We start from the raw sequence: 7,050 nt of genomic DNA, 5'->3' as shown, positions 1-7,050 counted from the left end.
ACCAATCGATGAGCGGGCACAGCAGAGTGTTCTGGCAACATGACTGACGGTGTCACCACGATGCAGCATCAGCATGGCGGTGAGCCGCCGGGCGTGGTTTTTGTCCTTTGTTTTATGGATAGTTTTCTGCATCAGGCGTCGTTCGGTTCTGGGTATTGGTGCTATGATCGACATTGCTCAGTCCGGCTGGTGATTTGGGATATTCAGCGATTGATCAGATCGCATAAACCGGACTGAGTTCCCTCTAAGTGATCTACTATTCCGAGCAGTTATTTAGTCAGGTTCAGTCCCAGCTCAAAATCACCTTTCCTGATTGCCCCGACCGCATATCATCAAAACCTCGCTGAAAGTCATCTATATCGTAGCGATGTGTAATGATCGGGGTGAGATCCAGACCTGACTGTATCAGTGCGGCCATCTTGTACCAGGTTTCAAACATCTCCCGCCCGTAAATGCCCTTAATAAACAGCCCTTTAAAAATCACCTGATTCCAGTCGATGGCCATTTCACCGGGCGGAATGCCCAGTAAGGCGATACGGCCGCCGTGATTCATGACGTCAAGCAGGGTCCGAAAAGCAGGCGGTGCGCCCGACATTTCTAAGCCCACGTCAAAGCCCTCTCGCATATCGAGCGTATGCATGACCTCACGCAAGTCCTGTTTCGCCACGTTGACCGCACAGGTCACGCCCATTTTACGGGCCAGTTCAAGGCGATAATCATTAATGTCTGTGATGACGACATTTCGTGCACCCACATGACGACATACCGCCGCCGCCATGATTCCAATCGGCCCTGCCCCAGAGATCAGAACGTCTTCTCCCACCAGATCGAAGGACAAAGCGGTATGAACTGCGTTGCCAAACGGGTCAAAAATCGACGCCAGTTCGTCTGAAATATTGTCGGGAATTTTGAAGGCATTAAAGGCAGGGATCACCAGATATTCAGCAAAGCATCCCTGCCGGTTGACACCTACACCTTGCGTATTGCGGCATAAATGTGTCCGCAGGTAATGTGACCTTCACCCGAAACGCGATCGCCAATCTGAAACCCTTTCACTTCCTGCCCCACAGCCACCACTTCGCCTACATATTCATGGCCAACAATCATGGGCACGGGGATCGTTTTACGGGACCAGTCGTCCCAGTTGTAAATATGTACATCGGTGCCGCAGATCGCGGTTTTGCGGATTTTGATCAGCAAATCGTTGTGGCCAGGCTCCGGAATGGGCGCATCGTTAACCATCCAGATACCCTGCTCTTTTTTCAGTTTCGCAAGTGCTTTCATGGTCTGTCCTCAGGCGATCACGCCAAGTTGCTTACCAATCCGCGTGAAAGCGGCCACAGCGGTATCGAGCTGCTGCTGGCTGTGCGCGGCTGAAATTTGTGTGCGAATACGTGCCTGACCTTTTGGCACTACCGGATAGAAAAATCCGGTCACATAAATCCCCTCCTGCTGAAGCAGATGTGCAAACGCCTGCGCTACGCTGGCTTCGCCCAGCATGACCGGAATGATGGCGTGATCGGCCCCCGCCAGCGTAAAGCCCGCTGCCGTCATTTTTTCGCGGAACAGGCGTGCGTTTTCCCAGAGGCGCTGACGCAGTCCGTCGCCTTCGCTTAACAGATCCAGAACGCGCAATGAGGCAGCCACGATTGCGGGTGCCAGTGAATTAGAGAACAGATAAGGTCTTGAACGCTGACGTAGCCATTCTATAACCTCGGCTTTGGCTGCCGTATAGCCACCGGAAGCCCCCCCCAGCGCCTTACCCAGGGTGCCGGTGATGATGTCTACCCGCCCCATGACATCACAATACTCATGCGTTCCCCGCCCTGCCTTTCCCACAAAACCCACCGCATGGGAATCATCGACCATGACCAGGGCAGAGTATTCGTCTGCCAAATCGCAAATGCCTTTCAGATTGGCAATTACGCCATCCATAGAGAAGACGCCATCGGTTGCAATCATAATGGTCTTTGCGCGGCTTTGTTGAATAAATGGATTTTATGCTGTGGTACTATGAAAACGGTTGTTTCAGATAACATAAAATCAATGCATTACATGCTTGCGTATGACGGTGTTCTGTCTGGCATCAGCGTTTTCTACCAAAACAGTGCAGACAAAACAGAATGATTACCTATTATTCAACAAAGCCTCTTTGCGCCGTTATCTTTGGCTTCCTGCAGGCGGGCACGTAACTCGGTCATGTCATTATTGGCGTAACGGTAGCGTTGTGCTTTACACAGACGCACACCATCAATAATCGACGCGTGATTAAGTGCGTCAGAAATGATGGCATCCTCAGCCCCCAGCAGTGTTTCAAATAATCCGCCATTCGCATCGAAGCAGGAGGAGTAAAGTATGGCGTCTTCCATACCCAGAAAATCAGCCAGTTTTCTTTCCAGTTGTTTGTGCTTATCCTGCGTGCCACAGATAAAGCGCACCGATGCCATCCCAAAACCGTGCGAATCCACTCCCTCTTTCGCGGCCTGAATTAAAGCAGGATGGTTAGCCAGCCCAAGGTAATTATTTGCACAGAAATTAATGACAGCGTGATGATGCCCAACGTCGATTTCAGCCTGCTGCGCGGAAGTGATAATATGTACGTTCTTTTTTGAACAACCCTTCTTGCTGGGCGATAGCCAGTTGCTGACGAATATGCTGATAAAAATGCGCTGACATTATTACACTCCTGAAAAAGTAGGAAGGGGCAAATACGACTGAACATATCGCCTTTTAACGCCTAATCGACCAAAATAATGTGAATTATGTAGCACAGTTCACGTCACAGGCATTTTGGGCCCTGACCTTACGGAGTCATCTGGCTGTCTGTGGCGGGATGAAATGTTATGATGGTGACATTACGCGTGAGACGTCCCGTTTCACCACAAAACGTTAAAGGTAGCAATATGATTATCGTAACCGGTGGCGCAGGTATGATCGGCAGCAATATCGTTAAGACGCTGAACGATCGTGGCCATACAGATATTCTGGTCGTAGATAATCTGAAAGATGGCACCAAGTTCGTGAATCTTGCCGATCTGGACATCACAGATTACATGGATAAAGAAGAGTTCTTAACCTACATCATGTCGGGTGAAGATCTGGGTCCGATTGAAGCGGTGTTCCATGAAGGTGCCTGCTCAGCCACAACGGAGTGGGATGGTAAGTACATGATGGATAATAACTATCAGTACTCAAAAGACCTGCTGCACTTTTGCCTTGAGCGTGAAATCCCCTTCCTGTATGCCTCTTCGGCAGCCACCTATGGTGGACGCAATGAGAATTTCATCGAAGAGCGTCAGTACGAGCAGCCGCTAAACGTTTACGGCTACTCAAAAATGCTGTTTGACCACTATGTACGCCAGATTCTGCCAGAAGCAACGTCACCAGTCTGTGGTTTCCGTTACTTCAACGTTTACGGACCGCGCGAAGGCCACAAAGGCAGTATGGCGAGCGTTGCCTTCCATCTGAATACGCAGATCAGTAATGACGAAAATCCAAAACTGTTCGAGGGCAGCTACAGCTTTAAACGCGATTTTATTCATGTTGATGATGTTGTGTCAGTCAATCTGTGGTGCTGGGAGAACGGCATTTCCGGGATTTATAACTGCGGCACAGGCCGCGCCGAATCGTTCCAGGAAGTTGCGGACGCCGTGCTTAATTTCCATCAGAAAGGTGAAATTGAATACATTCCTTTCCCGGAAAAACTGAAAGGCCGTTATCAGGCTTATACCCAGGCTGATCTGACGAAACTGCGTGAGGCAGGCTACGACAAGCCTTTTAAAACAGTGGCACAGGGCGTGTCTGAATATATGGCCTGGTTAAACCGCAACGTCTAAGGAACGGATACCGGTAATGAAAATTCTGGTGATCGGCCCGTCGTGGGTCGGCGATATGATGATGTCGCAAAGTCTCTATCGTACGCTCAAGGCCGAACATCCTGATGCGGTGATTGATGTGATGGCGCCTGAATGGTGCCGTCCTTTACTTTCCCGAATGCCTGAAGTGAATCAGGCGCTGGCCATGCCACTCGGCCATGGTGCGCTGGCGATAGGCGAGCGCCGCCGTTTGGGTAAATCACTGCGCGATCAGGGTTATGATCGCGCCTACGTGTTGCCCAACTCATTCAAATCGGCATTGGTGCCCTTTTTTGCGGGTATTCCTCGCCGCGTCGGCTGGCGCGGAGAAATGCGCTATGGTCTGTTGAATGATGTGCGGGTACTGGATAAGGCCGCGTTTCCTTTAATGGTAGAGCGTTATGTTGCGCTGGCCTATGACACGCCTTTCCGTTCAGCCCGTCAACTGCCACAACCCTTGCTGAAACCGCAGTTACAGGTCAGCGAAGCGGAAAAAAGCGTAATGGCTGCGCAGTTTCAACTTTCCTCTGAGCGCCCGGCTATTGGCTTTTGCCCCGGGGCCGAATTTGGTCCGGCAAAACGCTGGCCGCATTTTCACTACGCCGCACTGGCAGAACAGTTAATTCGCGAAGGGTTTCAGATCCTGCTGTTCGGTTCAGTAAAAGATGGCCCCACTGGAGAAGAAATCATCGCGTCGCTGCCCGAGACAAATCGTGAGCATTGCCGCAATCTGGCAGGTCAAACCCAGCTGGAACAGGCTGTCATCCTGCTGGCCCAGTGCCGGGCGGTAGTGAGCAATGACTCTGGTCTCATGCACATTGCCGCCGCGTTGAACCGCCCACTGGTGGCTTTATATGGTCCCAGTAGCCCGGACTTCACCCCGCCGCTGTCGGATCAGGCGCGTATCATCCGTTTAATCAGCGGTTACCATCGCGTCCGTAAAGGGGATGCTGAGCAGGGCTACCATCAAAGCCTGATTGACATCCAGCCTTCACAAGTCCATGAAACATTACGCAGTTTGTTGCGTGAAGCCCAGGAGAGTTCATGCACGTCCTGATTGTTAAAACCTCGTCAATGGGGGATGTGCTCCATACGTTACCTGCCCTGACTGATGCTATGCATGCCCTTCCCGGTATTCGTTTTGATTGGGTGGTAGAAGAAAATTTTGCCCAGATTCCTGCATGGCATCCCGCCGTTGATAAGGTTTTGCCCGTTGCAATCCGTCGCTGGCGTAAGCACTGGTTCGGCAGCGAGCAGCGTGAAGAACGTGTTCGATTTAAACGCGATTTACAGTCTCGCCACTATGATGTGGTGATTGATACTCAGGGGCTGATTAAGAGTGCCGCACTCGTGACGCGTCTGGCTAAAGGTGTCAAGCACGGTCTGGACAGCCGCAGTGCGCGTGAACCCTTTGCCAGTTGGTGGTACGACAAAAAGCACGAGGTCAGTAAGCAGCAACACGCAGTAGAGAGGACCCGGGAACTGTTCGCGAAAAGCCTGGGTTATGAGAAGCCGCAAACGCAGGGAGACTATGCTATTGCTGGCCATTTCCGCAATGTGGCATTACAGGGTGAAAACGCTTATCTGGTCTTCCTGCATGCCACGACCCGTGATAACAAGCACTGGCCAGAATCCCACTGGCGCGAGTTAATTGAACGGCTCCAGCCGACAGGTTTGCGCGTAAAACTGCCCTGGGGCGCTGAGCATGAGCATCAGCGTGCGATCCGGCTGGCTGAGGGTTTTGAGCATGTAGAGATATTGCCCAGGCTCACTCTTGAAGCGGTTGCTCAGCAGCTGGCAGGTGCGAAAGCTGTTGTCTCAGTAGATACAGGTTTGAGCCATCTTACGGCCGCTCTGGACAGGCCAAATATCACCTTGTATGGCCCAACAGATCCGGGATTAATTGGTGGTTACGGAAAAAACCAATATATTATTAAAGCGTCAAATAATGAGCTCAAGACTATTCATGGCTCACAAGTGTGGAAAGAAATTATCGAAGTTTTGGGTAATGGTTTCTAATGGAAAGTAATGGATGAATAAGAAAAAACGTTTTGCTAAAGTGCGCGCCTTAAATCGAAAGCGTAATTTTTTCATAAAAAAGTTGAGGCTTTATATAGCACGAATTTTCTTTGATTATAATAAGCCAAGGCCTTTTGATCTTTCAGAATGTAAAACAGTGCTCTTTTTACGTGATGACGATAAAATCGGCGATATGGTGGTGTCAACTTGTCTTTATAGAGATTTTTATCATTCTGGTTATCAAGTAGATGTATTGGCTGGGAAAAAAAATGCGTCTGTTTTAGAGTACAATCCATATATTAAGAATCTTCATATCTCAGGTGAATCAAAGTGTGAAAAGATGAAGGTTGCTAAAAAATTAAGGCTAAGAAACTATGATCTTTTGATTGATATGGGAGATAAGTTATCACCTTTTAGTCTAAAGTTTTTAAGAGCAATAAATGCTAAAAACGTTATCGGTTTTAACAAGGCTGCTTTTAATATCTATAACCACTCTATTACATTTACAGGTTTCGATAAACATATAACTGAGCGTTACAAGTTTCTTATGGAAGATATGGGCCTTGAAAATTATAGTACAGCATATGATTTACATTTATCCGATGCTGTCATTAATGACGTGGAAAATTTCATAGAAAATTTATCTTATGATAAAATGATTGTAATTAATCCTTTTACAGCGGATTCCCGTAGGGATATGTCCTTACCGCAACTTAATCAATTGATAGAAGAGTTAAAAAGGAATATTCCAAATTGTGCTATTATAATAATCGGTGACCCATCTGTCATCAAAAAAATAAAAAATGATCATGCTATAATAAGCCCTTTTACTAGTTTATCAAGTTCATGTAAATTTATTTATTTGGCAGATCTCATCATTACCCCTGACACCTCGATTGTGCATATTGCTGCGGCCTGGCACAAACCTCTGGTGAGTTTATATGGCCATGATATGCATGGAGATTATATTAATAGTATTTTATGGGGCCCCGGATATCCTGAAGCAACGCAAATTTTCACGCATGATAAATATCACTCAATTTCATCTATAAGTGTTAATCAAATTATTAAAGCCGTTATGGAGAAACTATGAATGATCATGTTTATGCGATTACGTATTAATTTTTTTTCAGTACTAAAAGAAACCTTAAATACTAAATGTGCCAGTGTGGTCTGG

At 48.0% G+C, this 7,050-nt stretch carries 4 protein-coding genes and 4 pseudogenes; 4 read left to right on the top strand and 4 right to left on the bottom strand.

All coding sequences use genetic code 11. The features are described 5' to 3' along the window. The 4 pseudogenes from F7Q90_RS14185 to F7Q90_RS14170 all read right to left on the bottom strand — a co-directional run. Window positions 1-174: pseudogene (locus F7Q90_RS14185) on the bottom strand (IS630 family transposase); the annotation flags it as partial. Window positions 175-283: 109 nt separating this feature from the next. Further along, window positions 284-1,284: pseudogene (tdh, locus tag F7Q90_RS14180) on the bottom strand (L-threonine 3-dehydrogenase). A 9-nt stretch (window positions 1,285-1,293) separates the two neighbouring features. Beyond that, window positions 1,294-1,970 (bottom strand): annotated as a pseudogene (locus tag F7Q90_RS14175) (aminotransferase class I/II-fold pyridoxal phosphate-dependent enzyme); the annotation flags it as partial. A 183-nt stretch (window positions 1,971-2,153) separates the two neighbouring features. After that, window positions 2,154-2,676: pseudogene (locus F7Q90_RS14170) on the bottom strand (aminotransferase class I/II-fold pyridoxal phosphate-dependent enzyme); the annotation flags it as partial. Window positions 2,677-2,903: 227 nt separating this feature from the next. Between F7Q90_RS14170 and rfaD the strand changes: the two are divergent. Genes rfaD through F7Q90_RS14150 form a run of 4 tightly spaced genes read left to right on the top strand, consistent with a single transcriptional unit; the run spans window position 2,904 to window position 6,966 of the window. After that, window positions 2,904-3,836, top strand: coding sequence for an ADP-glyceromanno-heptose 6-epimerase (gene rfaD, locus F7Q90_RS14165; RefSeq protein ID WP_006121268.1), 933 nt, complete (start codon window positions 2,904-2,906; stop codon window positions 3,834-3,836). Window positions 3,837-3,852: 16 nt separating this feature from the next. Further along, entirely contained in the window at window positions 3,853-4,911 is a 1,059-nt protein-coding gene (rfaF, locus tag F7Q90_RS14160; protein ID WP_006121269.1) for an ADP-heptose--LPS heptosyltransferase RfaF, read from the top strand. Further along, a complete protein-coding gene (gene rfaC, locus F7Q90_RS14155; RefSeq protein ID WP_006121270.1) occupies window positions 4,899-5,873 on the top strand; it encodes a lipopolysaccharide heptosyltransferase RfaC in 975 nt (324 codons plus the stop codon). The genes rfaF and rfaC overlap by 13 nt, the downstream gene beginning before the upstream one ends. 13 nt (window positions 5,874-5,886) lie before the next feature. Next, on the top strand, window positions 5,887-6,966 hold the full coding sequence (locus tag F7Q90_RS14150; protein WP_006121271.1) for a glycosyltransferase family 9 protein: 1,080 nt from the start codon (window positions 5,887-5,889) through the stop codon (window positions 6,964-6,966). The last annotated feature ends 84 nt before the right edge of the window (window positions 6,967-7,050 follow it).

It is taken from the genome of Pantoea stewartii subsp. stewartii, assembly GCF_008801695.1.
In the GTDB taxonomy this organism is placed as follows: domain Bacteria; phylum Pseudomonadota; class Gammaproteobacteria; order Enterobacterales; family Enterobacteriaceae; genus Pantoea; species Pantoea stewartii.
The sequence above is the reverse complement of the archived record's forward strand: the minus strand, read 5'-3'. Positions and strand labels throughout refer to the sequence as shown.